The 25,718-nt window shown below is 44.6% G+C and carries 32 protein-coding genes; 25 read left to right on the top strand and 7 right to left on the bottom strand.

The window, feature by feature from the left end:
- Nucleotides 1–88: 88 nt before the first annotated feature.
- Nucleotides 89–1,153 carry a flavodoxin-dependent (E)-4-hydroxy-3-methylbut-2-enyl-diphosphate synthase gene (gene ispG, locus ACESPQ_RS15230; protein WP_002609078.1) on the bottom strand — a complete coding sequence of 355 codons (1,065 nt, stop codon included), beginning with the start codon at nt 1,151–1,153 and terminating at the stop codon, nt 89–91.
- A 142-nt stretch (nt 1,154–1,295) separates the two neighbouring features.
- On the opposite strand from ispG, the gene ACESPQ_RS15225 reads away from it, so the two are divergent.
- From ACESPQ_RS15225 to ACESPQ_RS15110, 24 genes are all read left to right on the top strand, one after another.
- On the top strand, nt 1,296–3,368 hold the full coding sequence (locus ACESPQ_RS15225; protein ID WP_002609077.1) for a peptidoglycan D,D-transpeptidase FtsI family protein: 2,073 nt from the start codon (nt 1,296–1,298) through the stop codon (nt 3,366–3,368).
- Between the two features lie 53 nt (nt 3,369–3,421).
- Complete coding sequence (gene rpmG, locus ACESPQ_RS15220; protein WP_002609076.1) at nt 3,422–3,571, top strand: 50S ribosomal protein L33; 150 nt, start codon at nt 3,422–3,424, stop codon at nt 3,569–3,571.
- A gap of 38 nt (nt 3,572–3,609) precedes the next feature.
- Nucleotides 3,610–4,221 carry an MBL fold metallo-hydrolase gene (locus ACESPQ_RS15215; protein ID WP_002609075.1) on the top strand — a complete coding sequence of 204 codons (612 nt, stop codon included), beginning with the start codon at nt 3,610–3,612 and terminating at the stop codon, nt 4,219–4,221.
- A gap of 2 nt (nt 4,222–4,223) precedes the next feature.
- Nucleotides 4,224–4,688 (top strand): GNAT family N-acetyltransferase, encoded by a 465-nt coding sequence (locus tag ACESPQ_RS15210; protein ID WP_002609074.1) that lies wholly within the window; start codon nt 4,224–4,226, stop codon nt 4,686–4,688.
- A 116-nt stretch (nt 4,689–4,804) separates the two neighbouring features.
- Nucleotides 4,805–5,800, top strand: a complete 996-nt coding sequence (locus tag ACESPQ_RS15205) for an ATPase, T2SS/T4P/T4SS family (RefSeq protein WP_109770031.1) — start codon at nt 4,805–4,807, stop codon at nt 5,798–5,800.
- Nucleotides 5,736–6,743: a type II secretion system F family protein gene (locus ACESPQ_RS15200; RefSeq protein WP_257327202.1), complete on the top strand. Its 1,008-nt coding sequence runs from the start codon at nt 5,736–5,738 to the stop codon at nt 6,741–6,743. The genes ACESPQ_RS15205 and ACESPQ_RS15200 overlap by 65 nt, the downstream gene beginning before the upstream one ends.
- Before the next feature lie 22 nt (nt 6,744–6,765).
- A complete protein-coding gene (gene comGC, locus ACESPQ_RS15195) occupies nt 6,766–7,065 on the top strand; it encodes a competence type IV pilus major pilin ComGC (RefSeq protein ID WP_002609071.1) in 300 nt (99 codons plus the stop codon).
- Nucleotides 7,031–7,438 carry a competence type IV pilus minor pilin ComGD gene (gene comGD / locus ACESPQ_RS15190; protein WP_002609070.1) on the top strand — a complete coding sequence of 136 codons (408 nt, stop codon included), beginning with the start codon at nt 7,031–7,033 and terminating at the stop codon, nt 7,436–7,438. Before comGC ends, comGD begins: the two co-directional genes overlap by 35 nt.
- Nucleotides 7,428–7,592, top strand: coding sequence for a hypothetical protein (locus tag ACESPQ_RS15185; protein ID WP_002609069.1), 165 nt, complete (start codon nt 7,428–7,430; stop codon nt 7,590–7,592). The genes comGD and ACESPQ_RS15185 overlap by 11 nt, the downstream gene beginning before the upstream one ends.
- Nucleotides 7,555–7,974, top strand: coding sequence for a competence type IV pilus minor pilin ComGF (locus ACESPQ_RS15180; RefSeq protein ID WP_109770033.1), 420 nt, complete (start codon nt 7,555–7,557; stop codon nt 7,972–7,974). Before ACESPQ_RS15185 ends, ACESPQ_RS15180 begins: the two co-directional genes overlap by 38 nt.
- On the top strand, nt 7,919–8,392 hold the full coding sequence (locus ACESPQ_RS15175) for a hypothetical protein (RefSeq protein WP_373144538.1): 474 nt from the start codon (nt 7,919–7,921) through the stop codon (nt 8,390–8,392). Before ACESPQ_RS15180 ends, ACESPQ_RS15175 begins: the two co-directional genes overlap by 56 nt.
- A gap of 28 nt (nt 8,393–8,420) precedes the next feature.
- The gene (locus tag ACESPQ_RS15170; RefSeq protein WP_002609066.1) at nt 8,421–8,750 is read left to right on the top strand and encodes a hypothetical protein; all 330 of its coding nucleotides are present in this window, start codon (nt 8,421–8,423) and stop codon (nt 8,748–8,750) included.
- 96 nt (nt 8,751–8,846) lie between these two features.
- Nucleotides 8,847–9,410, top strand: a complete 564-nt coding sequence (efp, locus tag ACESPQ_RS15165) for an elongation factor P (RefSeq protein WP_002609065.1) — start codon at nt 8,847–8,849, stop codon at nt 9,408–9,410.
- A gap of 122 nt (nt 9,411–9,532) precedes the next feature.
- The gene (locus ACESPQ_RS15160) at nt 9,533–10,507 is read left to right on the top strand and encodes a hypothetical protein (RefSeq protein WP_109770037.1); all 975 of its coding nucleotides are present in this window, start codon (nt 9,533–9,535) and stop codon (nt 10,505–10,507) included.
- A 2-nt stretch (nt 10,508–10,509) separates the two neighbouring features.
- Entirely contained in the window at nt 10,510–11,166 is a 657-nt protein-coding gene (cmk, locus tag ACESPQ_RS15155) for a (d)CMP kinase (protein WP_002609063.1), read from the top strand.
- 35 nt (nt 11,167–11,201) lie between these two features.
- A complete protein-coding gene (gene der, locus ACESPQ_RS15150) occupies nt 11,202–12,512 on the top strand; it encodes a ribosome biogenesis GTPase Der (protein ID WP_109770038.1) in 1,311 nt (436 codons plus the stop codon).
- A gap of 2 nt (nt 12,513–12,514) precedes the next feature.
- A complete protein-coding gene (locus ACESPQ_RS15145; RefSeq protein WP_002609061.1) occupies nt 12,515–13,516 on the top strand; it encodes an NAD(P)H-dependent glycerol-3-phosphate dehydrogenase in 1,002 nt (333 codons plus the stop codon).
- Between the two features lie 176 nt (nt 13,517–13,692).
- The gene (locus tag ACESPQ_RS15140) at nt 13,693–15,285 is read left to right on the top strand and encodes a peptide chain release factor 3 (protein ID WP_109770040.1); all 1,593 of its coding nucleotides are present in this window, start codon (nt 13,693–13,695) and stop codon (nt 15,283–15,285) included.
- Between the two features lie 157 nt (nt 15,286–15,442).
- Nucleotides 15,443–15,625, top strand: coding sequence for a (2Fe-2S)-binding protein (locus ACESPQ_RS15135; protein ID WP_002609059.1), 183 nt, complete (start codon nt 15,443–15,445; stop codon nt 15,623–15,625).
- 93 nt (nt 15,626–15,718) lie between these two features.
- Nucleotides 15,719–17,197 (top strand): stage IV sporulation protein A, encoded by a 1,479-nt coding sequence (spoIVA, locus tag ACESPQ_RS15130; RefSeq protein WP_002609058.1) that lies wholly within the window; start codon nt 15,719–15,721, stop codon nt 17,195–17,197.
- Between the two features lie 119 nt (nt 17,198–17,316).
- Nucleotides 17,317–17,601 (top strand): HU family DNA-binding protein, encoded by a 285-nt coding sequence (locus tag ACESPQ_RS15125; protein WP_002609057.1) that lies wholly within the window; start codon nt 17,317–17,319, stop codon nt 17,599–17,601.
- A 172-nt stretch (nt 17,602–17,773) separates the two neighbouring features.
- Nucleotides 17,774–18,478 carry a zinc metallopeptidase gene (locus ACESPQ_RS15120; protein WP_002609056.1) on the top strand — a complete coding sequence of 235 codons (705 nt, stop codon included), beginning with the start codon at nt 17,774–17,776 and terminating at the stop codon, nt 18,476–18,478.
- 277 nt (nt 18,479–18,755) lie between these two features.
- A complete protein-coding gene (locus ACESPQ_RS15115) occupies nt 18,756–19,958 on the top strand; it encodes a hypothetical protein (protein WP_373144537.1) in 1,203 nt (400 codons plus the stop codon).
- Between the two features lie 86 nt (nt 19,959–20,044).
- Nucleotides 20,045–20,350 carry a DUF3795 domain-containing protein gene (locus ACESPQ_RS15110; RefSeq protein WP_002609054.1) on the top strand — a complete coding sequence of 102 codons (306 nt, stop codon included), beginning with the start codon at nt 20,045–20,047 and terminating at the stop codon, nt 20,348–20,350.
- A gap of 136 nt (nt 20,351–20,486) precedes the next feature.
- Here the strand turns inward: ACESPQ_RS15110 and ACESPQ_RS15105 are convergent, their stop codons facing one another.
- The 6 genes from ACESPQ_RS15105 to ACESPQ_RS15080 all read right to left on the bottom strand — a co-directional run bounded on the left by ACESPQ_RS15105 (nt 20,487) and on the right by ACESPQ_RS15080 (nt 24,669).
- Nucleotides 20,487–20,888 (bottom strand): DUF3021 family protein, encoded by a 402-nt coding sequence (locus tag ACESPQ_RS15105; protein WP_002609053.1) that lies wholly within the window; start codon nt 20,886–20,888, stop codon nt 20,487–20,489.
- A 10-nt stretch (nt 20,889–20,898) separates the two neighbouring features.
- The gene (locus tag ACESPQ_RS15100) at nt 20,899–21,339 is read right to left on the bottom strand and encodes a LytTR family DNA-binding domain-containing protein (RefSeq protein WP_002609052.1); all 441 of its coding nucleotides are present in this window, start codon (nt 21,337–21,339) and stop codon (nt 20,899–20,901) included.
- 384 nt (nt 21,340–21,723) lie between these two features.
- Entirely contained in the window at nt 21,724–21,927 is a 204-nt protein-coding gene (locus ACESPQ_RS15095) for a DUF6120 family protein (RefSeq protein ID WP_002609051.1), read from the bottom strand.
- Between the two features lie 4 nt (nt 21,928–21,931).
- Nucleotides 21,932–22,252 carry a PadR family transcriptional regulator gene (locus ACESPQ_RS15090; RefSeq protein ID WP_002609050.1) on the bottom strand — a complete coding sequence of 107 codons (321 nt, stop codon included), beginning with the start codon at nt 22,250–22,252 and terminating at the stop codon, nt 21,932–21,934.
- Nucleotides 22,253–22,592: 340 nt separating this feature from the next.
- Nucleotides 22,593–23,333 carry a type 1 glutamine amidotransferase gene (locus ACESPQ_RS15085; protein ID WP_002609049.1) on the bottom strand — a complete coding sequence of 247 codons (741 nt, stop codon included), beginning with the start codon at nt 23,331–23,333 and terminating at the stop codon, nt 22,593–22,595.
- A gap of 1 nt (nt 23,334) precedes the next feature.
- Nucleotides 23,335–24,669, bottom strand: coding sequence for a Mur ligase family protein (locus tag ACESPQ_RS15080; protein ID WP_002609048.1), 1,335 nt, complete (start codon nt 24,667–24,669; stop codon nt 23,335–23,337).
- Nucleotides 24,670–24,979: 310 nt separating this feature from the next.
- Between ACESPQ_RS15080 and purC the strand changes: the two genes are divergently transcribed.
- Complete coding sequence (gene purC / locus ACESPQ_RS15075) at nt 24,980–25,687, top strand: phosphoribosylaminoimidazolesuccinocarboxamide synthase (RefSeq protein WP_002609047.1); 708 nt, start codon at nt 24,980–24,982, stop codon at nt 25,685–25,687.
- Nucleotides 25,688–25,718 lie beyond the last annotated feature (31 nt).

Genomic DNA, 25,718 nt, shown 5'->3' with positions numbered 1-25,718 from the left:
GTTATGATTGGTAGCAGTGAATTCTTTTACTTTCTAAGCAAGGGGTGTATAGATTGATATTGCCATGAACTGATGCCGTGGGTTTATATCAGCTGTGTTCTTTTTCAAATGCCAGAATCTCTTCCTTCAGCCGTGCCACCATCTGTTCCTGCGGCAGCTTTTCAATAATCTCTCCCTTTTTGATGAGCAAGCCCTCGTTGCAGCCGCCGGCAATCGCGATATCCGCATGCTTCGCCTCTCCTGGTCCATTTACTGCACAGCCCATAATCGCCACATTTACATCACAGTTTATAGTCTGCAAAAAGGCTTCCATTTCATTTACAACCGGCTGCATATCCCACGCTGTTCTGCCACAGGTCGGGCAGGCAATCAAATTCGGCGTGTTTTTCAATAAACCGCAGCATTTTAACAGCTGCTTGACGATTGTTATTTCATTCACCGGATCCCCGTTGACACTGATGCGAATCGTATCACCGATACCCTCATTTAATAATGTTCCCAGTGCCATGCTGCTTTTGATTGCACTGCCGATGAAGGTGCCCGCTTCCGTTACACCCAGATGCAGCGGATAGGGGAAGGCTGTGGATGCCATGCGGTAGGCATCGATACAAAGCAGTGGATCACTGGATTTAAAAGACAGGCAGATGTCATGGAAGTCCAGCTCCTCCAGAATCTGCACATGGCGCTGTGCGCTTTCCATCATGCCCTCAGCGGTAGGTCTGCCATACTTTTCATGAATGTCCTTTTCCAGAGAACCGCTGTTAATGCCGATGCGAATCGGTATATGGTATTCCTTACATACCGCCACAACCGCCTTCACATTTTCTTTGCTGCCGATATTTCCCGGATTCAGACGTATCTTATCAATGCCGGCCTTTACCGCAGCGATGGCCAGTCGATAGTCATAATGGATATCCGCAACAAGCGGGATATGTGTACGCTTCCTGATTTCAGTGATGGCAGCTGCATCCGCTTCATCTATAATCGCCATGCGCACCAGCTCACAGCCAACCTGTTCCAGCTGTAAAATCTGTGCCATTGTGGCCTCTATGTCACTTGTTCGTGTATTGCACATGGACTGAATAACTACTTTATTCTGTCCGCCGATCGTTATATCTCGTACCTGAATACTTCTTGTTTCCGTTCTTTTCATGTCGTTTCACCTCATGTCTTCATTATAGCAGAAGTCGCTTGCGAAAAGCAATCCGCTGCCCCATTACGAAAATCTTACAAATTTTCAAATGTATGGAATCACTATTTTGTTTATGGTATACTAATGGGCAGGAGGTGTGCGCATGATACGAAATCCTTTTCGAGATCTTGATCAAAAAAAATTAAGCAGAAGCTCTGATGTTCTGAAGACGCAGAACGATTATTTTAAAATCGTAAACAGGCGCATCTTTATTTTCGGTATTATCATTTGTCTGATTTTTGCCGTTGTTTCTGTACGGCTGGTTTTCCTGCAGATAAGAAATCAGGAGGACTATGCAGCGAAGCTGGAAAATTACTCATCGCAAAAGCAGACGGACAGTACGGCGCGCGGGGAGATGGTGGATCGAAACGGAAAGGTCATTGCAAAGACCGTTTCCTCTCATAATATTGTCTACTTTCCTCCCAAGGATACAACAAGTGAGGAACAATGGGAGCTGGCACAAACCTTTGCCAAGGATTTTAAGGTAGATCACAAGGGTATGACAAATTCGGATTATCAGGATTTGTATATGTTTTTACATAAGGATGAAAAAGGAAATAAGGACTCCGGGAAGAACCTGTTGTCTGAACAGGAGAAGGAAACACTGACAGCAGAGGAACAGGAAAAGAAAATCAGAAGCCGGATCACGATGAAAATGGTGGATGAGCTGGCGGATGATGATATAAAGGATGCTTTTTCAGTTTACCTGTCTATGCGCAAGCTGCCCAACAATCAGAATAAGGTGATTCTGGAGGATGTGGACAGTGATAGTGTCGCAAAGCTGATGGAAAATAAAGACAAATACCGGGGCTTTGATGTGAATCTAGGCTCCTGGAAGCGGGAATATCCATATAAGGATACGCTGCGTGATGTGCTGGGAAGTATTACGACCTCCAAGCAGGGTGTACCCTCCGAGCTGCGCTCCTATTACGAAGCGATGGGGTATTCGCTGACGGATCGTGTCGGGCAAAGCGGTCTGGAAAAGCAGTATGAGGATTTACTGAGCGGCACACCGAGAGTCAGTGAGATATCGTATGATTCCGATGGTACAGCCATTATGAATGAAACAAGCAGCGGCAAGAATGGTTATGATTTGCATCTTACCATCGATGTGGAGCTGCAGAAGAAGGTTGATGACATTCTGGAGGATACATTAAAGAAGTATGCAGGCACAGCAGGTCGTGAAAAATTCAAGAAAGCGATCGTTGTCCTCATGAATCCTCAGACCGGTGAAATTTATGCGATGAGCGGTAAATATTTGGATGAGGATGGGAAAATTCAGAACTATTCCAGTGGTGCGTATTTGGATGCCTTTGCGTCCGGTTCCGTTGTGAAGGGCGCTACGGTGTATATGATGCTGGATCAGGGAATTCAGACACGCTACAGTACCGAGCAGGATGAACAAATGAAAATAGCGGGAACTCCATTTAAGCAATCGTTCAACACATATGGTACGGTGAATTCGATTCGTGCATTAGCGGTATCCAGTAACGTTTATATGTTTAAGTCTGTTATAAAATTAGCTGGCGGTAATTATGTATATAATCAGCCACTGGGCATCACAAATGAAATGGCGCAGAAAACCTTCAAGCTGATGCGGAATTATTATTCTATGTTTGGTCTTGGTACAAAAACAGGATTGGATGTCCCAAATGAAGCACAAGGCTTTACAGGGAATACTATGAATCCTGGATTATTACTAGATTATTCCATCGGGCAGTATGATAACTATACGCCGATTCAGCTTGTGCAGTATGCGGCAACCATCGCCAATGGCGGTAAAAAGGTACAGCCGAAGCTGGTTAATACGGCAACGGAAGTAAATACAGATTATACAGTATATGAAAATAAAACACAGGTGTTGTCAGCTTTGCCGGGAAGCAAGGAGGATTTGGAAACGATCCAGATGGGCTTTCGCGAGGTGGTTGCAGGAGAGCATGCAATCGACCCTATCAAGGCATTGGATGTACAGGTAGCTGCAAAAACCGGTACTGCCGAGGTAGGAGATTATACCAACGCTTCTCTTGTCGGCTATGCGCCATATGATAAGGAAGCCAAGGTGGCATTTGCCTGTTCCGTACCGGAATCTGCAACAAATGATCAAAGCGTTGCCGGAAACCTGTGCGCCTACAATATCATGCCGGAAGTTTTAAAAGAGTTTTTCAAAAAGTATTAGCTTTTTTGTAAAGAGTATGATATAATTTTCAAGCAAGTACGAGGAGGGACAACATGAGAGATAGAATCACGTTCAAATGTTCAGAATGTGGCGAAGAAAACTACATCGGGACACGTAATAAACGTAAAAATCCAGAACGTATGCAAATTCAGAAATATTGCCCACGTTGTAACAAGAAAACTTTACATAAGGAGAAAAAATAAGAAGGGCCGACTACGGTCTTTTTTATTCGGTGACTGACATGAAAAAGATGGATACTTTTGTTTTGGGTATGGTGCAGGTAAATACCTACCTGTTGTGGGAAGAGAATCATGTACTGATTGTTGATCCCGGAAGCAAATCTCACAAGCTGCAGGAAACGATTGATTCACAAAATGGTGTTGTGGATGCGATTGTGCTGACACATGGACACTTTGATCATATTGCCGGTGTGGATGCGCTTGTTAAGAAATATCACTGTCCTGTTTATATCAATGAGCTGGATATGGCGATGCTGCAGGACCCGATGCTGAACTTCTCCTATCAGGCTCCTGTTGTTGTGAACAGTCCGGTAACAAAGCTGAAGCCGGGTAAAAACAGCATCGGTGCCTTTACGCTTCAGGCAATCGACGCCCCCGGACACAGTGAGGGAAGTACCATGCTGCTGTGGGATGATAATCTGATCTGTGGAGATGTCATCTTTCAGGGGAGCATCGGACGTACGGACTTACCGACCGGCAGCAATACCAAAATGATGCAGACGCTTCGGATGATACGGGAAACACTGCCTTCAAAGCTGAAGGTGTACCCGGGGCACGGACCGGATACGACGCTGGATATGGAATTTCGCTATAACCCATATCTGCAGTTCTGATTATGACAATCATTACGGCGACGCAGTCTCATATACGGGAAATTCTGAGGCTGTATGAGGTTCTATATGCAGACATGGCAAGACTGCAGCCCTTCAGCTATTGTCGGGGTATGCAGGATGAGGAGTTTTTAAAAACGATGATCCGGCTGGAGGATTGCGACATCCTGCTGGCTGTGGAAAATTCCTGTATTTTCGGTTTGGCACTGGTGATGAAGCAGCTGACACCGGCGGATTCCTTTGTGATTCCGCATGCATATGCCACGCTGATGGATCTGGTGGTCAGCCGGGAAGCCAGAGGTCTTGGTATCGGTAACCGCCTGCTGCTTGAGGTGGAGCACTGGGCCAGAGAACGGCATCTGGAATATGTGGAGCTAAACGTATTGCAGGAAAACCGGAGTGCTCAGAGGCTTTATGAAAAGCATGGCTATATGACGGCGGTTAAAACCATGAAAAAGAATTTAAAATGATACATTTTTAAGAAAACGGGATAATTCTCGTTTTTTTTTACCTTTTTTCAGAATAATTTAGGAGTTTTGCCATTTTGAAACGTATAGAAGTATGTAAATAGAAAGAAGGTGAGAGTATGAAGGAAAAATTTGAACAGCTGCTGCACATGGTGGAACGCAAGCGGGCTACCGATGTACACTTCACATTGATGCAGCACAGGCTGCATGTACAGGTACGCGGATGGAATGGTCTGGAAACTGTTCAGAACGCTGCATTTGATGAGGGCTTGTTCTGTTATCTGAAGTACATCAGTAATCTGGATTTAGGAAACACTCTGCAGCCGCAAAGCGGAAATTTTCAGTATGAGTTTCGTCAGGAGCTTCTGTATTTTCGCTTCTCCCTGCTGCCGACGCTTGAAAAACAGACAGCGGTACTGCGCGTGCTGAACAACCACAAAGAAATATCACTGGAAGATCTGAGCTTAGACAGCAAGCAGACAGCCAGCTTTCTGAACTGGACGAAAACAAGAAGCGGACTCATCGTATTGAGCGGTCCCACCGGCAGCGGGAAAACGACAACCCTGCACGCGATATTGAAGCGGATTGCTCAAGAGAACAGACTGCATGTCGTATCGCTGGAGGACCCTATTGAAATCTTTGATGACAGCTATTTGCAGCTGCAGATCAATGAGGCAGGCGGCTTTACCTATGAGGAAGGAATCAAGGAGCTTTTGCGTCATGATCCGGATGTCATCATGATTGGAGAAATACGTGATCCATCCACGGCACGTATGCTGCTTCGATGCGCATTAAGCGGACATCTGATATTTACAACGATTCATGCCAAATGCTGCAGTGAGGCAATCAAGCGTCTGCTTGAATTCGGCTTGCGCAGGGAGGAACTGTATCATACACTGAGTGCTGTTTGTGCACAGCGTCTGTACAAGAAAAAGGGAACGCAGGAAAGGGTGTGTATATATGAAATACTGGAACAAAATGAGCTGGATGCTTACTTCCGTGAGGAACAGCTGCCTCAGCAGCATCGTGATATTTTTCAGGAGATTCAGCTTGCTGTTTCAAAAGGAATTGTTGCACAGGAGGAAGCCGTCATCGACCTTCCATATGCGCAATGAGGAATGGCGCTATCTGCATGATCTGCTGCAGAACGGCTATCCCTATCTGGAGGCTTTACAGCTGCTGGACAAGGATACCACAAGAATCAGAGAAGAACTGGAGCTGGGACACAGCATCGAGGAAATTTTGATAACACAGGGAACAGGGCGCTTTTTTGAGCATCTTTCCTTCTTCCTGAAAATCACCTCCCTGAGCCGGGCTATCGACAGCTCCCTGCAGCTGTATAACTTTGAACGGAATCTGCTATCCCGTCTTTTAAAGAAAACGGCTTATCCGCTTTCCATCTTTGTGTTTGCCTATGTGATGCTGCTGGTATTCAGCACTGCCATCATTCCGCAAATGCTGCAAAGCTTTGATCAGGGGGAGGACTTTCAAGGGCTGCTGCTCGGTGTGAGTCTTCTGCAGGGAGGCTGCAGGTTAATTGGTGTTTGTGCACTGTGTTTACTGGCTGGTGCATTGTATCTGAGAAATAAGCCTGCCATACGGAATGCATTGGTTTTAAGAAGCACGCGCCTGTGCAAGCTGGTATCCCATGTGGAATCCTATCTGTTCGCCGGCTACATGGTTGAACTGCTGAAGCAGGGTATACCGACACGAACCGCCCTGCAGTATCTGGAGCAAATTCGAAAAGGCTCCCTGTTTTGTGAATTACATAAGCATTTGATGAACGGCCTGCAAAATGGTGAGGATATCCTCTGTGTGATTGAGCGTGAGGTGCTGCTGAACGATATCTTCAAGCAGTCGTTTCGCATTGGCAGCTCTACCGGTTCTTTGTGCAGTATGCTGCAGACAGGGCTGCAGCAGCAGGAACGTACATGGGAGCGGCTGCTGAAGCGTACGGCAGTCACCGTGCAGTGCATTGCATACAGCTTTGTGGGTGTTGTGGTTTTGCTTGTATACCAGATTATGCTGATCCCGCTTACAATGCTGGAACAGATGTAGAAATTGGAAAGGAATTGAACTTATGAAAAATAACAAAGGCTTTACCATTCTGGAAATGATGATCGTATTATCCATTATCGCACTCGTATTTCTGCTGACGCTGCCCAACATTCAGCAGAAGGAAAAAATCATACGCAGCAAGGGCTGTGAGGCACTGATTGAGGTTGCCAATGCACAGATTCTTTTGTATGAGGTGGAGAATCTGAGTCCGCCGAAAAGTATGTCCGATTTAATCAGTAAGGGATATTTAAAGGATACACAGCGCCGATGCCCGAATGGAGACACCATTGAAATCAGCAATGGACAGGCCGCCGTGCGATAGCGGGTTCACCCTGGTGGAAATGCTGCTTGTTTTGCTTCTGCTCTCTGTGCTACTGCTTGTGACACCGCTGCTGAAGCGGCAGCAGCGCATCCTGCTGCGTATGGATGTGCAGCAGATACGTGAAATCTGTACGAAGGCTCAGGCACAGGCGATAAGAGAACACAAAAGCATCCCTATAAAGATTCAGGGCAGTAAGGTATATTGTAATCGTGAGATCTATTCTTTGCAGTCGTCCACCAGCTGTTCGTCCATGAGCTTTCACTATACCGCACAGGGAACGATTTCAAAGGCCTTCACGCTGAACTGCCGCAGTGCCTCCTCCACTGTTCAGCTTGTGGCACAGCTGGGAAGCGGACGCATGGATGTTCGATAAGCGTGGCGTCGTTTTGATGGAGGCATTGTTTCTTTTGATGATTCTGGGCATTCTGGCACTGCTCTGCCTGCAGTGTGCGGGAATGACACATACGATGCATGATACAGGAAAGGGGTATGACAATGATGCAGTGGAAGAAGCCTATCAGAAATAACGGCGGCTTCACCCTGGTGGAAATGCTGGTAGCCTTCAGCTGTGTTGCAGTCAGCTGTGTTTTGCTGATGCCGGTGGTATCCGCATTGCAAAGGCTGCAGGAGCCTGTCTACTACAGTGAAGACCGCATCGCCATTTATCAGCTTCGCTTCCTGCTTGCACAAAGCAGCAGGCTGTCTTTACAGGAGAACACCCTTTCCTTCATTTATCAAAAAAAGAAGCAGACACTGGAATATGACCGCAGGCGTCTGGTGCGCAGAAGCGGCTATGAAATTTTTCTGCAGGATGTGGATGCGCTGCAGTTTCAAAAGAGAAAGGAATGCTATTATGTCACATGGGTCCGGAAAGAAAAGCGTGAAGAAGCACTGCTTACGTGTGAATGAACAGGGCTTTATCAGTCTGTATGCCATGCTGCTGCTATTGATTTTCCTCTGCTTTGTCACCCTGCTTGTACAGCGCGCTACAGCCTATGCAGCCGTACGTGGATTACAGGAGTCCTATGACCTGTTTGCAATTCACAGCTGCCGCAGGTATCTGCAGGAGACTCTAAAGCCGGATGCTGATGCGGAAGCTGATATGAAAGAAAGAAAAGGTGAAGAGAGCGAGACAGGGGAGGAACCGCAGAAGGAAGAGCAGCCGAAGGAATGGGAGGTGCTGTTTCGAAACACATACTTTCATTTCACAAAAGAGGAGGAGCATATCGCTGTGACCTATACGCAAAAAAGCAATACCGTGCATATGCAGATATTCTTTGATCGTACAGATGGTACCATACAGGACGTTGTATATTTACAGCAGTGAGAACCACACTAACAAGGAGGTGGTTTACATGCTGACGATCGGGTTGAGCACACTGTTGTTTCTGGCATTTGCAGGACTTGGAAATCTGCTGCTGATTATGAATGAAACAGCCTATATGCTGGTTCCGCTGTATGCTGTGCTGCTGCTGTTTGGCAGGCTGTTTTATCGCGAGGCAAACTGTAAGGCGCTGGAAGGAAAGGACTTTTTGCTGACGCTGGTGATCGTCCTGCTGTTTCTTGGCTATTTTGAATGGCGGCAGGAGCTGTTTGATGTTACAACCTTCTGGTATTTGTATCTTACAACATTTATAGCCTTTATGCTGTATGCGGACAGTATCCGTTTTAAAAGTCTGATGTGAAAAATCAGACTTTTTTCATAAAAAATTTGACAAATGCGTCAAATCCTATAAAATAGAATAGGACATAAGAAAATATAAAGGAAAGGTGAATGTATTATGATCAGTTCCAATGATTTAAAACCTGGTATGACAATTCAGCAGGATGGAGAAATCTTCGTTGTGCTGGAACAGAGTCAGAATAAAACAGCTCGTTCCGCAATGGTGGTAAAGGCGAAAGTCAGAAACCTGAGAACGGGATCAAATGTAGAATTATCATGGGGCGGTGGAGATAAAATCACACCTGCACACATTGAAAAGAAAGAGATGCAGTATTTGTACGATACAGATGATGCACTGGTGTTCATGGATAATGAAACCTATGAGCAGATTGAGATTCCTAAGGATCGTCTGAAATGGGAAATGAACTTCATGAAGCCGAATGACAACGTTAATATTTCCATGTTTGAAAGTGAAATTCTCGGTGTGATTCTGCCGGATAAGGTGGCACTGCAGATCGTGGAATGCGAGCCTGCTGTCAAGGGTGATACAGCTACTTCCGCAAGCAAGAATGCCACATTGGAATCCGGACTGGAAATCAAGGTGCCGCTGTTCATCAATCAGGATGAAATGGTGCTGGTAAACACGTCTGATGGAAAATATTCCGGAAGAGCAAAAGACTAAAAAGCTGCCCATGCAGCTTTTCTTTTGCAAATCGTTTTCAAAAAGTATGATTTCTTAAGGAATATACGTATCCAAGAACCTTTATTTTTGTTATAATGATTGTTAGATTGGGAGGTAATCGGATGGAAAAGCTATCAAGAGTAAAAAAATATGCGGAATTGAGAAAATCCATTGAAACTGATAATAATATAGATAAAACTCTGCACACAGAGGAAAACGGTGCGCTGGAGCAGGAGGAAACCCTAAAGAAATTCGATTCATCTATCTTCAAAAAGGTGGATATCAAAGAGGATGGGGAATATACTCCGGTTCGGGAAAAGAAAGAGGAGCCGCTGGAGCAGCCGCCGGTAGATGATACCTTTACCAATGAATATCTGGATGATTTCATTAAGGAAGTAAGAGAATATAATATTCGCAAGGGTACCAGAGAGAGCGATAACACACAGGCTGATATTCTGTATCAGCTGAATGCGGCAAACCGTGCAAAAAGATCCCATTACATACAGGAAATACAGGATGAACCGCAGCCGGAGGAGCCAAAGAAAACCGTGTTGAGCCGGGATGATATCGCCCTGCAGGTACAAAATCTGTTAAAGGAGGAGGAAGCCCCTTTGCCGGAATCGGATATGTGCTTTACAAAGGAGCCTGTAGAAACTCCAGCTTATCGTGCAGAAGCTGAAGCTGTCGAATATGAGGAGCCGGTGTTGGAGGAAGCCCCTGTTGTGGAATCCTTTCAGCCACAGCCAGCAGCTGTGGAAGCTGTCGAGGAATATGCTCCGCAGCCGGAGCAGCGTCCGCAGCGTCCTGCTAAAAAAATCATTCAGCCAGCTATGATGGAGGATGCTTTTAAGGATGAAGATGAGATACCTGTGGAAAAGGATGCGCCGCAGCAGGCGGTGCTGCATAAAAAGCTGCTGGAGGAAACACAGCAGCTGCGTGTACAGATGGATGAATATGAGGATGAGCTGACCGACCTTTCCGACGGTGTGGAGAAGACCAATAAGCTGTTGAATTTTGTATTGTGCTTTCTGATACTGGTATTGCTGGTGATCATCGGCTTTATCGCTTATTCTTTATGGAAGGCTGGAGGAATTTAAAGATGAAAATAAATATCGCTATCGACGGGCCGAGTGCGGCAGGTAAAAGCACCATTGCCAAAATACTGGCAAAGGAGCTGGGCTATTCACATCTGGATACCGGAGCGATGTATCGCTGTACGGCGCTTGCTTCTAAAAAGCGCGGTATCGATCCAAACGATGAAGCTGCTCTGGCAGCCATGCTGGATGAAATGAAGATCAGCTTTGATCCGGCAGGAAATGTCTATCTCAATAACGAGGATGTATCCAAGCAGATTCGCGAAAATGAAATATCCATGCTTACCAGCAGCATTTCTGCACATCCTAAGGTAAGAGAGCGTCTGGTGGCGCTGCAGCAGCAGATGGCACGCGATAAGGGGTTCATTATGGATGGCCGCGACATCGGTACGGTTGTTTTACCGGATGCAGAGCTGAAAATCTACATGGTTGCCAGTGTCAAGGCAAGGGCAGATCGCAGATATAAGGAATATCTGGAAAAGCATGTGGAAGCGGATTATGATGAAATCTACCGTGATATCGAACAGCGGGATTATCAGGACATGAACCGTAAAACCTCGCCGCTGCGTAAGGCGGAGGATGCAATCGAAATAGATACGTCAAATATGACGATTACAGAGGTTGTTGAAGAAATACGCAGGAATATTCCTACCCTTTCATGATAGGAGGTGCATTCAGCGCAAGCTGAAGTCAACATATGATAAATGGAATTGTAGCCATCGTTGGTCGTCCGAATGTCGGTAAATCAACGATTTTTAACCGAATTATCGGTGAACGTAAAAGTATTGTGGAGGATACACCGGGAGTAACCCGGGATCGTATCTATGGAAAAGCGGAATGGCTGACCAGAGAATTCCGGGTAATTGATACCGGAGGTATTCAGCTTGCAAATCAGGATTTTCAGACGGAAATCAACATGCAGGTGGAAATCGCTATTGATGAGGCAGACTGCATTGTATTTGTCGTAAGCGGCAAGGATGGTCTGACCCATGATGATGAATATGTCGCAAGACTGCTGCATAAAACAAAAAAGCCGGTCATTCTGGCCGTCAACAAGGTGGATGATTTTGCACAGAATGATGCAATCTATGAATTCTACAGTCTGGGGCTCGGGGATCCGCTGGCAGTATCCGGTGCGCATGGTATCGGTATCGGTGATGTACTGGATGCAGTTATCCACGCTTTACCGGAAAAAGAGAAAAACGAATATGACGGCATGACGAAATTCTGTGTTATCGGTCGTCCAAACGTGGGGAAAAGCTCCCTTGTCAATTCGATTTTAAACCAGGAGCGTGTCATTGTTTCCAATATCGAGGGCACTACCAGAGATGCCATAGATACACCATTCAAACGGGAAGGCAAGGAATATGTTGTCATTGACACAGCCGGAATCCGAAAGCGCGGCAAGGTCTATGAGAATATTGAAAAATATTCTGTTTTGCGTGCCATGAGTGCCATTGAACGAAGTGATGTCGTACTTGTAGTCATCGATGGAGAAAAAGGTATCCGGGATCAGGACAAGCACGTTGCCGGATATGCCCATGAGGCAGGTAAGGGTGTTGTTATCGTATACAATAAATGGGATGCCGTAGAGAAGGATGAGCAGACCATGCATACCATTGAAAAGGAGATCCGTGCACAGTTTCTGTATTTATCCTATGCACCGGTCCTGTTTGTATCCGCATTGAAAAAGCAGCGGATTCACACGATTCTGCCGGTCATTGACGAGGTTCATGATTATTCCGTACTGCGAATTCAGACCAATGTATTGAATGAGGTCATTATGGATGCGCAGCTGATGACACCGCCGCCAACGCACAAGGGACAGCGTCTGAAGATTTACTATGCATCTCAGGTATCCGTGGCTCCACCGACCTTTGTGCTGTTTGTCAATGATCCGGAGCTGCTGCATTTCAGCTATAAGCGATATCTGGAAAACAGACTGCGGGAGGCGTTCGGATTTACCGGAACCACACTAAGAATATTAGCCAGAGAAAGAAACAGGTGATCATGTTGAAGACAGTTGTGATCGGAAGCGGAAGCTGGGGGACAGCACTTGCACAGGTGCTTGTTGACAACGCAAGAGAGGTTGTATTATGGGGAAAGAATCCCAAGGAAATAGACGATATCAATCTGCGGCATCAAAATACCCGGTTTTTCCCGGATGTGACACTGCATGAAAGCCTGAAGGCAACATGTGACCTCAACGTTGTTCGCGATGCGGATCTTCTTGTGTTATCCGTTCCGACCATCGCTGTGGAAGAGCTGTGTATAAAAATCGGAGCGCTTGTTGAAAAGCCGGTAATTGTCGTAAATACCTCCAAGGGATTTCATCCGCAGACAAATGAGCGCATGTCCAATGTCATTCGTCGCTTTATGCCGAAGGATAAACTGAAAAGCGTCGTATCGTTGATCGGCCCCAGCCATGCAGAGGAGGTTGTCCTGCGCATGCTGACAACGATTTGTGCCGTATCCTTATGTGAAGAGGATGCCTGTTCCGTACAGGAGCTGTTCTCGAACGAATATCTGCGTGTTTACCGCGGAGATGACGAGGTTGGAAGTGAAATCGGCGTTGCATTGAAAAATGCCATCGCAGTTGCCAGCGGTGTGCTGAGTGGTGTTGGCTATGGTGATAATACCAAGGCTGCTCTGATTACGCGTGGACTTGCGGAAATGATCCGCTATGGCGTCGCTCTGGGTGGCAGAGCCGAAACCTTTATGGGACTGACCGGTATCGGTGATCTGATTGTTACGTGTACCAGTGTACATTCCCGGAATTTTCAGGCAGGCTATGAAATCGGAACGCATAACAGCGCCCGCTATTTCTGGGAGAACAACACCAAGACCGTAGAGGGTGTACGTACTGCCAAGGTTGTTTATGAGGTAGCAAAGCAGAAGCAGATCGATATGCCGATTGTGGAAGAAATTTACCGGGTTTTGTATGAGGACAAGAAACCACAGCAGTCCGCAAGGGATTTGATGCTGCGTGATTTGAAGCATGAAATGAAATAATGATGCTGAAACAGCGTCATTTTTTTTAGTTTTATGGATTTTAAGCGTGGGAATATGCTATAATAAAAAACGCTAGTCATCTAACCGAACTGGAGGAATCACCATGTAGATGAGAACTGCTTTAAACGAAAAAATACGAGAATATCGTTTCACATAGAACTATAGGAGGAAGCTGTATGACGAATTATGTCAATGAAATACAAAGGCGGAGAACCTTCGCCATCATATCACACCCGGATGCCGGGAAAACAACGCTGACGGAGAAGCTGCTGCTGTATGGGGGAGCAATCCTTTCGGCCGGAAGCGTCAAGGGAAAGAAAGCAAACAAGCATGCGGTCAGTGACTGGATGGAAATTGAAAAGCAGAGAGGTATCTCTGTCACAAGCTCTGTGCTGCAGTTTGAATATAATGATTTCTGTATCAATATTCTGGATACCCCGGGACACCAGGATTTCTCAGAGGATACCTATCGAACACTGATGGCCGCAGATTCCGCTGTCATGGTCATAGATGCATCCAAGGGTGTCGAGGCACAGACAAAGAAGCTGTTTAAGGTATGTCTGCTGCGCAAGATTCCGGTATTTACCTTTATCAATAAAATGGACCGTGCTGCCATGAATCCGTTTGAACTGCTGGAGCATATTGAGAGTGAGCTGGGAATCGCCACCTATGCCATGAACTGGCCAATCGGTTCCGGAAAAGAGTTTAAGGGTGTCTATGAGCGCGATCATCAGCGTATCATTGCCTTTCATGGCGGTGATCACGGACAGAAGGCGGCTGAGGTAAGTGAAGGTACGCTGGAGGATGAAACATTTCGCACTGTCCTGGGAGATCATTTCTTTGAACAGCTGCGTGAGGACAGTGAGCTGCTGGATATCGCCAGTACGGAATTTGATCAGGAACAGGTTTCAAGGGGAGAACTGACACCGGTATTTTTCGGCAGTGCACTGACCAATTTCGGTGTAGAGCCTTTCCTTTCGCATTTCTTGGATATGACCACCTCACCGCTGCCAAGGGAATCCTCACAGGGGGAAATCAACCCGATGGATGAGCGCTTCTCTGCCTTTGTCTTTAAAATCCAGGCCAATATGAACAAGGCACACCGTGACCGTATCGCATTTATGCGTATCTGTTCCGGGCGTTTTGAAAAGGGAATGGAAGTCATGCATATGCAGCAGAATCGTAAAATTAAGCTGTCACAGCCGCAGCAGTTTATGGCACAGGATCGTGAAATTGTCGAGGAAGCCTATGCCGGAGATGTAATCGGTGTATTTGATCCGGGAATTTTTTCCATCGGAGATACGCTGTGCGATCCTTCCATGAAGTTTGAGTTTAAAAAAATTCCAACCTTTGCACCGGAGCATTTTGCCAGGGTAACACAGAGAGATACCATGAAGAGGAAGCAGTTTACAAAGGGAATTACGCAGATTGCACAGGAAGGTGCCATTCAGGTATTTCAGGAAATCAATATCGGAATGGAGGAAATCATCGTCGGCGGTGTCGGCGTGCTGCAGTTTGAGGTGCTGGAACAGCGCTTAAAAAGTGAATACAATGTCGATATCAAGCTCGAAATTCTGCCGTTCCAGTGCGTTCGCTGGATCGATGATCAGGCATTGGATCCGAATACGCTGAATCTTACCAGTGATTCCAAGCGTGTACGTGATTTAAAGGGGAGAAATCTGATTATTTTCATGAATAATTGGGGCATCAAGTGGGCGTTGGAACAAAACAAGGGTCTGACACTGAGTGATGTGGGTACTGCCGAGTAATTACAATATACATAATCAGCAAGCATTTACCTAACAGGAGGATTGCTGAAATCGATGACTTCGGCTCTTCCTTTTTTTGTGGAAGTTCCTTTTTCAGGGAATGCTGTATGTCTTTTTCGAAAACGGGTATCCTAGTAGACAGTGAGGTGTGAGCTATATGCATGATGAAGATATTGTATGTACCTGCATGAGTGTCTCTGTTCGTGATATCAAAACGGCAATTGAGGCAGGTGCTTCCAGCTTCCAGGAGGTGCAGGATGCTACCGGAGCAGGAACTGTCTGCGGTGCCTGCAATGATGTCCTGGAAAGCGTTGTTGAGCAATTACTGAGAAACAGGTGAAATCCATCTGTTTTTCTTTTTCTTCTTTTGTCTGTTTAGTCATAAAGTACCTCAATTCATCATAAGTTTAGAATGACTAAGGGAGGACAAACAATGAATACCACAGAGATTTTAAAGAATATAGCACAAAGATGCGGTGGCGATATATACTTAGGGATCGTGGGTCCTGTACGCGTCGGCAAATCAACCTTCATCAAGGAGTTTATGGAAAAAGCAGTCATTCCATATGTCAGTGATGAATTTGAGAAATCACGCATGATTGACGAACTGCCGCAGGCAGGAGTCGGTAAAACGATTATGACCACCGAACCGAAATTTGTGCCGAATAATGCCGCAACAATCGAATTTGATGACGGATTTACCGTGAATGTCCGTTTGGTGGACTGTGTAGGCTATGTTATACCGGAAGCAAAGGGTTATAAGGATGAGGATGGAATCCGTATGGTACGTACCCCCTGGAATGATGAACCGGTACCATTCAACGAGGCTGCCAAGACCGGTACACAGAAGGTTATTCAGGATCATTCCACAATCGGCATTGTTGTGACGACGGATGGTACGATTTCCGATTTGTCAAGAGAAGCCTATATCGAAGCTGAGGCAGAGGTCATTGATGAACTCAAGTCGATTGGTAAGCCGTTTATTGTCGTTGTCAACAGTGCGGATGTGCATTCTCCGGCCTGCAAGGCTGTCGTGGACAAGCTTAAGGAAAAATATGAGGTACCGGTACTTGCAATTGCAGTAAACCATATGAGTGAGGAGGATGTTCATGATATCCTTCGGGAGGCTCTGTATGAATTCCCGGTATCGGAGATCAATATCAACATGCCGCAGTGGATTGCAGTACTGAGCGATGATCACTGGCTGAAGAAAAGCTTCCATGATACGATTCAGGAAAGCATGTCCAGCGTGGACCGTCTTCGCGAGGTTGAAAATATCACCGATGTGTTAAATGAAAATGAGTATATCGACGGCAGCAATCTTGCCACCATTGATACAGGGCAGGGGATTGTCAATGTGGACATCACTGTAAAGCCTGGGCTGTATAATGAAATACTGAAGGAAATCATCGGTCACGAGATAAAGGATAAGGCGGAGCTGATATCTCTCATGCAGGATTACAGCAAGGCGAAGCGGGAATATGATGCAGTTGAAAGTGCATTGAAAATGGTCAAGCAGACCGGATACGGCTTTGCAAGTGCCTCATTGCAGGATATTCAGCTCAGCAAGCCGGAGGTTGTGAAGCAGGGCAGCCGCTATGGTGTGAAGCTGAAGGCAATCGCCCCAAGCATTCATATGATCAAGGTGGATGTGGAAAGCACCTTTGAGCCGATTATCGGCAGTAAGGAGCAAAGTGAAGAGCTGATTCGTTATCTGCTGCGGGATGATGGAAATGATGATCAGAGCATCTGGGACAGCGATATCTTCGGACGCAAGCTGTCGGATCTGATCCGTGACGGTCTCAATGCCAAGCTTTCCATGATACCGGAAGCAGCCAGAGCAAGATTGCAGGACATTCTTACAAAACTTGTAAATAAGGGAAAAGGCAATGTCATCGCCATCGTTCTCTAGAAATAACGGCATTTGAAAACCGCAGAAATAATGGGGATTTTAAAACCATCTTTTTTGAGAAAAATGTTGAAATATACGCTTCCAGATGGTATCATATAGCTATGTTGGAGGTAATGAACATGAGTGAAATTTTAAATAAAAAAGCTTTAGTAGAAGTCGTTGCTGAGAAATTGGAAATGACAAAGAAAGATGCAACTGTAGCAGTAGAAACTGTTTTCGATGAAATTGCAAAGACTTTATCTGAAGGCGGAAAAGTTGATATCTCTGGTTTTGGAAAATTTGAAATCAGCGAACGTCCTGCACGTATGGGAATCAACCCTGCAACTAAGGAACCTCTTGAAATCGCCGCTTCAAAAGCGCCGAAATTCAAAGCTGCAAAAGCATTGAAGGAAGCAGTAAAATAGTAGGCTAAAAACGGATGTCTGGGATCATTTATACAGATATCCTTTTTTTCATAATTTCATAAGCAAAGACCAAAGCATTCGCTTTCCTGCAACTTTATGCAAACCTGCTGATAATTCATCTGCAGTTGTGATATAATAACTAATACATACATATTGAAAAGGAAGGATACCTATGTTTAATAATTCGTATATGTCTCAGTATTTTCTGTATATTCTGGCATTCGCAGTTGTAATGCTTGCCCAGTCCCGTGTACAGGCTGCTTATCACAAATATAAGAGAATTCCGAACGAGCATGGTTTGACTGGAGAGGCTGTTGCCCGCAGAATTCTGGATATGAACAATCTGCAAAGCATCCGTGTAGAGGTAGCCAAGGGCGGTATGCTATCGGATCACTATGATCCTGTCCATCATGTTGTGCGTCTATCTCCGGATATCTTCTACAACGCCTCCATTGCCTCTATCAGTGTTGCCGCTCATGAGGTAGGACATGCCATTCAGCATAAGGAGCATTATGGGGCGATCGGTCTGCGAAACCGGCTGCTGCCGATGGCAAATATTGCTTCCCAGCTTGGCTGGGTCGTGCTTGTGCTCGGCTTGTTTCTGTTTGCCTCCACACCGGTTATTCTGTATGCGGGTATTGCTATGATTTGTATCATTCTGCTGTTTCAGATTGTGACGCTGCCGGTGGAATTCAATGCCAGCAGCCGGGCTGTGAAACAGCTAGCCATGTATGGCATGATCAGTGAACAGGAGCGCTATGATGTGAAGGGAATGCTTCGTGCAGCAGCCTTCACCTATGTTGCAGCAGTGCTCTCCACTCTCGCACAAATCTTACGTATCCTGCTTATGGTACTGGGAAGAAGAGATGATGACTGAAAGAATCCTTTGGGGTTCTTTTTTCGTGTCTTGGTCAGCTTCTGAATCCTTCAGGGTTCACGAATAAAGGGAAGGTTTATGAGAGCTTTTTGTTTTGCGTGAATCATAGAAAGATATTGGAAAATATTTACGGATGAGCATACAGCCAGATGATGGAAGCAGCTGCACAAAGATCAGGCATTTTTGACTTTGCTGTTCACCGATAAGGGCATATGGTATAATTTAGCTGATAAACAGCGTACGAAAAAATAACCGGATTTAGAAAGAGAGGCCGTCTATGGTGAAGAAATGCTTATTGATTCTGCTGATGCTTCTTTGTATGAGTGCCTGTACCAGCAAAGAGGAGAAACAGGAGCTGGATAGGGAAAAACAACAGGGAACAGCCAATGCTCTTCTTTATATGAAGGATAAATACGGTATACAGCCAACTGTAAAAGAAACCCATCTGGGATATGGCGATGCATCACCAATTCCCAGGCTCAAACGGAAACCGGATGGAACAGCATGGGTTGAAATGATGTATCAGGAAAGATCGTTTACAGTAAATGTCTACACAGAGGAAAACAATCAGGATGGAAGTGATGACTATCAGATGCAGGAGCTGCAAGAGGCATACAGAAAGAGAATTGAAGCTTCGTTGAAATTGGACACAGACCTGCATATTTCTGCGTTTGATGTTTTCTTCCAGTATAAAGGAGCATGGTATCAGAATGTCTTTCCAAAGGAAATAAAGTATGATGGCGGTGATATAGATGCATTTATGAAAGATATGTATAGTAAGACGCTGCTATATACGGTGGATGAACCCGAGCTAAAAACGCTGCAGCATCGAAAAGATCTCAATCGTACCAATCTCATTCTATTGAATTTTACTTCAAAAAATGGGGAAAGTGATTTCTTGCATGAGCTTGCAAAAAATGAAATATCCTTCATCGATAATCTGAGTGATGATGGTATATTCATTTACAGAGATCTACAAAAGAAATTCGCCAAGGATCTGAAAGATTCTATTTTAATCACGAAAGGGGAAGAGTATCATACAGATTATACACCACGTTTTGTTGGTGAGATCTGTTATTACATGTTTGATCAATATGGCAGAGATACAAACGATACGGTGAATATTTACAAGGGGAAAGCAAATCCTGCAGATTTTCAGGATATGAAAAAGAACTATGATATTCATGCCTTCTCGGAAGCATTGACGATTGAAAAGGCTTCAGATTCTACCGTTCTTTATATGCCGCAGGAGGATTTCATAAAAGAGATACCCCCTTCTCAAGAGGATACCTATGTGGTACTGTGGCAAAGTTTTATTAATCGTGACGGAAAACAGGAATCGGGAGAATTTTTCAATACCTCTTCCACAAAAATTTCAGAGTATAGTGATGAGGAGGGTCGTTTCTATAAGAAAATCGTTCCCGCAGAGACATCCATTACATTATGCTATGCAGAGGTCAGTACAAGGAAAACAGAGTAATCGTGAAAAAGGATGGCAATATGTACCTATCTATGGTATGGTTAGGGTAGAGGTTAAACCAGATTCTGTAGAAAGGAGAACTTGTAATGGAGGCTGTAAAAACAAGAACTATGAGTGTTTGTGGTGTTCAGTGTAATGCATGTGAGCATTATCCGGACATCTGCCTTGGATGTAAGGCTTTGGAAGGGAAGCCATACTGGCTGCAATATGTGGAGGATAGAAATGTCTGTGATATTTATGAATGCTGTAAGAAAAGTAAGAAGCTAAAGCACTGCGGACACTGTCATGAACTGCCCTGTATTTTGTATGAAGCACAGGATCCAACAAAAAGTGAAGAGGATAATCAGAAGGATTTTCTTATGCAGATGAAAAACCTTACGGAAGCTCAATAGCTCTTGGTGAACAAACGTACCAAAGAATATGTTGTATAAGATAGATAAATATAAATAAAAGTGCCTGTATCCACATGCTGTATGTAGGAAACAGGCACTTTGAGTATTCCTGGCGAAAATAAGAAATCAACAGGTTTCATTTCAGATGTTCATTCAGATCATCTATTTCCTTTCGAAAGCTATAGGCGATATACAGGCGTATTGCCCCCAGAATCACAGCCATACTCAGAATTTGGGAAATGATAGAGCGTACCTGAAGAGTATCCAGGTGTCCCGCATTGTTCAGGATTAGGAAAATTCCTGTGAGTATGAGAAATTCTGTTATGACAAAGCTTCGGTATGTTTTGAATTCCATGTATTCATTGATACCGTAATCGGCTATGATAAGAAGCATACATATTCCAAAATCCCTAAGCAGGCTGGCAGCATCCAGAATAAGTGGTGTATTGTGAAGGAAAGCAGAACATGCATTGATCAGTAAGATTGCAGTGAAGCACATGCATCCATAGGGCACATAATTTTTTAAAAAGCTTTTCATATTCATCCTCCTATAATTTTTTTATCTGTTTTTTCAGATGCTCTACATAATTTCTGTTTACAAGTACTTTATCGTCATTCTTCAGCACCAGCAGCAGCCGATGGTTAGCATAGGATTCTACAGCCTTCAGATGTGCTGTATTTACAATCATATGCTTGCTTATCCTGCAAAACGAGGTATGCTGAACACTATCCTCAATCTCGCGAAGAGACATTCTGCATAACAGGGAATCCTTCTCCGTTATCAGATATGTGATTCCATCAACAGATTCAATATAGTAAATAGTCTCTATGGGAAGATAATATTCCCGATTGTTGTGATAAGCCTTTAAGGTGATGCTGTATTGCTTTATCAAATCTATCAGTCTTTCTAAGCGCGGATGACGTGTTGCTGTTCTGATGATGATTTCATCTTCTGCTATTGCGTCATCCTGAAGTATGGTAAGCTTCATCCTGTATTCCTCCTGTTGATTTCAGTATAAAGGGCACACAGCAGAAATGCAATGAAATGCCGATAAGTTACCCAAAGTGGTATACAAGCTGCCAACTGCTTCATTATGGTCTGTAATTGATAATGATGGCTGATCTTGGATACATTGGATACAATTGGATACATATGTATTATGTATATTATGTTTTACTTCGCATAATGTATATTATGTAATCTTTTAAGTTCAGTAGAATCTGCGTACTTTGTAAACGAAAAAGAAGAACAGCAAAATCGGGTTCTTCTAATTAACAAGTAACGCTGCTCCATCAGGTTACTCCTCAATAATCAAGGTCTCCTTAATTTCATTGAGAACCGTATAAAAATGTCTTTAAAAGCTTTCTTCTGTTTAACTTTTCATGATGATTTCTGTATCCTGTGCTTCAATATAGGAATGCACGACTGCAATCGGTGCTCCCCATTCCTTTACGATATCCTTATACTCTGCATCCTCGATATTCTGCATGTAGTTATTTAAAAACATTTTTTCCTTTTTTGACATATAAGGGAACAGCATCGCAATTTCCCGTTTGTATCTTTCTTTACCAGCCATGTTCCTATGCTCCCTTCATAATCATATCGATCGCCTGAACCCAGACTGTATAACGCTTTTGCAAAGTTACCAGCAAAGCTTCTCCCTTAGGTTCCAGTTTGTAAATGATTTTTGTTCTGCGTCCTTCCCTTACCTCCATACCGGTGATGCAGTGATCATCAGCCAGCTTATAGAGAATGGGATACAGGGTGCCCATCTTTATATCAATAATCCCCTCTGTCTGCTTCTTCAGAATACCGGCAAGCTCATAGCCGTAACAATTCCCCTGTTTTAATATAAGGAGAATCAGCATTTCCATTTTAAAAAAATTATGTTCCTTAGCCATAACAGCACCTCTTTTGTTCATTTGATATATCCTATACATATCACCAACCAGTATCCGTTTATTTGCTTCAACAGATAGAGAAGCCGGCAGAATGTGTAAGTAAGCATAAGACTCTCAGCTTTTCATTTCGACGTGTCTTTGTGCCTTCATTGTGAAAAGAGGTTGCATGACAACCTCCTTTTGAGTGACAATGGGACAAGTATCGTCTCCTCGCATGAATTATAACACCTAATATTATGTTTATCAACTGTTTTTATATTATATATATAGATTAACATAATATTTAAGGGGAATAAGAAAACCGACTCTTATATTTCCTATAAGATATCGGTTATTCCGGTTATTGCACCTGAAGCCGTTTTAGCATAGCTTCCTTTGCTTTCTGTTCCAGTGTGTCATCCAATTGTATGAGATCCTCCAGCTGAACATCCGGATGATTCTTTTTCAGGCTCTTATAGATAACAAAGTCGACAATTTCTGGGTTTTTCGGGAAAAGCGGGCCGTGCATATAGGTGCCAAGTACACTTCCGTTATAAAAGCCCTCATATCCACTATCAAAGCTGTTTCCATAGCCACTGATGACTTTCCCCAGCGGTGTTGCTACATTGCAGGTCTGGCCACCGTGGTTCTCAAAGCCAACAGCAGTGATTTCATGACCATCCAGATTGCAGCGTATGGCGATATTGCCGATACAGCGTGTTCCATTGCTGCCGGTAGTCGTATAATAATCGAAAAATTTCAGCCCCTCAATTTTTTCGTTATCTGCACTGATATAATATTGTCCAAACAGCTGATAACCGCCGCAAATCAATAGAACGAAGGTCCCCTGCTCCATCGCCTCACGAATATTTTCCCTTCTGGAAAGCAAATCATCGATCAGCATCATCTGTTCCTTGTCGGCGCCCCCACCCAGAAAAAGAAGGTCATACGCGCGAAGGTCCCTTTGATCTCCGATGGACAGGGTATCAATGGTGATGCTGATACCGCGCTCCTCACAGCGTTTCTGTAAAACCATCATGTTTCCCTTATCACCATAGAGATCCATAATATCATGGTACATCCAGCATACATTCAGCTCCATATCATGCGCCTCCTTTTCGTTCCTGCACACCCTGAGTCAGCAGCAGATTGCGTACCGGCTGCAAGGCGGTATAGGTCGCTATCGCATACATGGTTTCATTTGACTTCAGAAGAGCTGTTACAGCCTCCTTCATCTGTTCCTGAACCTCCAGCGCTCCTGTATAGCCTCCGTATTTTAAACGCAGTGCCATATCATAGCAGCGACTGCCCGAAACAATGATACGCTTTGTAGTATTCTTCATGAGCTTCTCGAAAAAGGTGTCATAGATCCAGGATACGTCCGTTCCATCCTGTGCATTATCGTTTAATACAATGAGGATGCTTTTTTCGGTTTCGTCCTCTTCGATCACCTTCATGACCTCATTGGCTCCCGTCGGGTTTTTTACCAGATTCAGCACACAGGTGTGGTTCTTATATGTAAATGCTTCATTTCGTCCATCCGGTACCTTGATGTGAGTAAAAGCCGCTGCAGCATGCCTTGTATCCACTTTCAAAAGCTTTGCGACTGCCAGAACAGCCATGCAGTTATACATGGTATACAATCCACCCTGCGGTGCGCTGAATGCTTTGCCTTCATAGCGGAAACTGCGTTTTGGAATGCTTTCCACCACTCCTGCCGCATCCAGATTCGGTGTTTGGAAATCACAGCCGCTGCAGTGAAATACGCCGATATGGGAATACTGATAAAATGCATACTCCAGTCTTTTTCCACATCGTGGACAGAACTTGCCTTCACTTGCTTCCCCTGTTGTTTCACTGCTGAAGGAGCAGCGCTCCATACCGAATGCAAGCATGGATGCTTTCGGTGCCGCATCTTGCAGCCGTACTACATTGGGGTCATTGCCATTTAAAATAAGAGTTCCCTCGAAATCGGAAATCGCCTGCTCCATCTTAACAATCAGCTGCTCCATCTCCCGGGCACGGTCCAGCTGATCCCGGAAAAAGTTTGTCACAACCAGAGCATCTGCTTTTAGGTTCTTCATAATGAAAGGAATGTTGAGCTCATCCACTTCCAAAACAATAGCATCCCCCTGTACCCGTTTTCTTAGCGTTGTGTGCATCAGTAAAGCCGTCGTAATTCCCTCTTTCAGATTGTCGCCCTTCCGATTGTTTACGACAGTACGACCCTCCTGCTCCAGCATAGCGGCTATCATATTGCTGGTAGAAGTCTTGCCGTTGGTTCCTGTTACCAGAATCAGTGGACAGTCAATGCGCAGCTTTTTCAGTATATCCGGACACAGCTTCAGCCCGATCTGTCCGGGCAGCGAGCCGCCGCGATGAATCAGCTGCAGCATAGCACCGGCCAGTTTTGTTATCAGTATTGCAAACGTCGTCATAAATCAGCCTCCTGTATATACCCCGCAGGGAAAATCAATCCATAGTATCTATTTATAGGATGTCCACCCTGCATATGTTTAAAACACCTCTCTATTATACAGGAAAAAAAGCTGTTTTGGTGAAGTTTTTCTATGGATGCGTAAGAAATTTACAGGCATGCTGTCTGGGCTTGAAAAATGTTTTCAAATGTCCTGCGCATTCTTGACTTGCATGAGGGGCTGACCTATAATAATATGGTAAGAAAAAAAGGCAGAATCTGCCCATTCTTGCGCTGGAGTTATTGTTAACTAGCAGGAGGAAAAGAACAAAATGAAAGAGTTAGAAATGCTGTACGAAGGTAAAGCAAAAAAAGTATTCGCAACAGAAAATCCGGATCAGGTCATCGTAGATTACAAGGATGATGCGACGGCATTCAACGGTCAGAAAAAAGGTACGATTCTCGGAAAAGGCGTTGTTAATAACAAAATGACGAACTTCCTGTTTAAAAAGCTGGAGGATAAAGGGATTCCTACACACCTGATCGAGGAGCTGGATGATCGCAGAACACTCGTTAAAAAAGTGGAAATCGTTCCTTTGGAGGTTATTATCCGAAACAAGGTTGCCGGGAGCTTTGCAAAGCGTATGGGACTGAAGGAAGGTATGGAGCTGAAATGCCCGATTCTGGAATTCAGCTATAAGGATGATGATCTGGGGGATCCTATGATCAATGATTACATGGCACTTGCTGTCGGTATTTCCACACAGGAGGAAATCGATGAGATTACAAGGCTTGCGTTTGCTGTAAACGAAGAGCTGAAGAGTATCTTTGCAGCGGTTGATATCGAGCTGATTGACTTCAAGCTGGAGTTTGGACGTTTTAAGGGCGGCATTGTGTTAGCTGATGAGATTTCACCGGATACCTGCCGCTTCTGGGATATTCATACGCATGATCACCTGGATAAGGATCGTTTCAGAAGAAACCTTGGAAATGTTGAGGATGCATATCAGGAAGTATACAGAAGACTGGGAATTAAATAATTGAACAACAAACGAATACATAGAAAGGATG

Source organism: Clostridium sp. HGF2, assembly GCF_964240115.1.
Classification (GTDB): domain Bacteria; phylum Bacillota_I; class Bacilli_A; order Erysipelotrichales; family Erysipelotrichaceae; genus Clostridium_AQ; species Clostridium_AQ innocuum.
Note: the sequence above shows the minus strand (reverse complement) of the source record. Positions and strands in the feature narration are given on the sequence as shown.

Coding starts and splice junctions, on each gene's coding strand:
- der (WP_109770038.1), top strand. CDS start 11,202: ATGATAAATGGAATTGTAGCCATCGTTGGTCGTCCGAATGTCGGTAAA.
- rpmG (WP_002609076.1), top strand. CDS start 3,422: ATGAGAGATAGAATCACGTTCAAATGTTCAGAATGTGGCGAAGAAAAC.
- efp (WP_002609065.1), top strand. CDS start 8,847: ATGATCAGTTCCAATGATTTAAAACCTGGTATGACAATTCAGCAGGAT.
- ACESPQ_RS15090 (WP_002609050.1), bottom strand. CDS start 22,252: ATGGCTAAGGAACATAATTTTTTTAAAATGGAAATGCTGATTCTCCTT.
- ACESPQ_RS15205 (WP_109770031.1), top strand. CDS start 4,805: ATGAAGGAAAAATTTGAACAGCTGCTGCACATGGTGGAACGCAAGCGG.
- ACESPQ_RS15145 (WP_002609061.1), top strand. CDS start 12,515: ATGTTGAAGACAGTTGTGATCGGAAGCGGAAGCTGGGGGACAGCACTT.
- ACESPQ_RS15120 (WP_002609056.1), top strand. CDS start 17,774: ATGTTTAATAATTCGTATATGTCTCAGTATTTTCTGTATATTCTGGCA.
- ACESPQ_RS15215 (WP_002609075.1), top strand. CDS start 3,610: ATGAAAAAGATGGATACTTTTGTTTTGGGTATGGTGCAGGTAAATACC.
- purC (WP_002609047.1), top strand. CDS start 24,980: ATGAAAGAGTTAGAAATGCTGTACGAAGGTAAAGCAAAAAAAGTATTC.
- ispG (WP_002609078.1), bottom strand. CDS start 1,153: ATGAAAAGAACGGAAACAAGAAGTATTCAGGTACGAGATATAACGATC.
- ACESPQ_RS15080 (WP_002609048.1), bottom strand. CDS start 24,669: ATGACGACGTTTGCAATACTGATAACAAAACTGGCCGGTGCTATGCTG.
- ACESPQ_RS15160 (WP_109770037.1), top strand. CDS start 9,533: ATGGAAAAGCTATCAAGAGTAAAAAAATATGCGGAATTGAGAAAATCC.
- spoIVA (WP_002609058.1), top strand. CDS start 15,719: ATGAATACCACAGAGATTTTAAAGAATATAGCACAAAGATGCGGTGGC.
- ACESPQ_RS15115 (WP_373144537.1), top strand. CDS start 18,756: ATGGTGAAGAAATGCTTATTGATTCTGCTGATGCTTCTTTGTATGAGT.
- ACESPQ_RS15225 (WP_002609077.1), top strand. CDS start 1,296: ATGATACGAAATCCTTTTCGAGATCTTGATCAAAAAAAATTAAGCAGA.
- ACESPQ_RS15185 (WP_002609069.1), top strand. CDS start 7,428: ATGTTCGATAAGCGTGGCGTCGTTTTGATGGAGGCATTGTTTCTTTTG.
- cmk (WP_002609063.1), top strand. CDS start 10,510: ATGAAAATAAATATCGCTATCGACGGGCCGAGTGCGGCAGGTAAAAGC.
- ACESPQ_RS15140 (WP_109770040.1), top strand. CDS start 13,693: ATGACGAATTATGTCAATGAAATACAAAGGCGGAGAACCTTCGCCATC.
- comGC (WP_002609071.1), top strand. CDS start 6,766: ATGAAAAATAACAAAGGCTTTACCATTCTGGAAATGATGATCGTATTA.
- ACESPQ_RS15135 (WP_002609059.1), top strand. CDS start 15,443: ATGCATGATGAAGATATTGTATGTACCTGCATGAGTGTCTCTGTTCGT.
- ACESPQ_RS15175 (WP_373144538.1), top strand. CDS start 7,919: ATGTCACATGGGTCCGGAAAGAAAAGCGTGAAGAAGCACTGCTTACGT.
- ACESPQ_RS15170 (WP_002609066.1), top strand. CDS start 8,421: ATGCTGACGATCGGGTTGAGCACACTGTTGTTTCTGGCATTTGCAGGA.
- ACESPQ_RS15105 (WP_002609053.1), bottom strand. CDS start 20,888: ATGAAAAGCTTTTTAAAAAATTATGTGCCCTATGGATGCATGTGCTTC.
- ACESPQ_RS15095 (WP_002609051.1), bottom strand. CDS start 21,927: ATGGCTGGTAAAGAAAGATACAAACGGGAAATTGCGATGCTGTTCCCT.
- ACESPQ_RS15110 (WP_002609054.1), top strand. CDS start 20,045: ATGGAGGCTGTAAAAACAAGAACTATGAGTGTTTGTGGTGTTCAGTGT.
- ACESPQ_RS15125 (WP_002609057.1), top strand. CDS start 17,317: ATGAGTGAAATTTTAAATAAAAAAGCTTTAGTAGAAGTCGTTGCTGAG.
- ACESPQ_RS15180 (WP_109770033.1), top strand. CDS start 7,555: ATGACAATGATGCAGTGGAAGAAGCCTATCAGAAATAACGGCGGCTTC.
- ACESPQ_RS15210 (WP_002609074.1), top strand. CDS start 4,224: ATGACAATCATTACGGCGACGCAGTCTCATATACGGGAAATTCTGAGG.
- ACESPQ_RS15100 (WP_002609052.1), bottom strand. CDS start 21,339: ATGAAGCTTACCATACTTCAGGATGACGCAATAGCAGAAGATGAAATC.
- ACESPQ_RS15085 (WP_002609049.1), bottom strand. CDS start 23,333: ATGGAGCTGAATGTATGCTGGATGTACCATGATATTATGGATCTCTAT.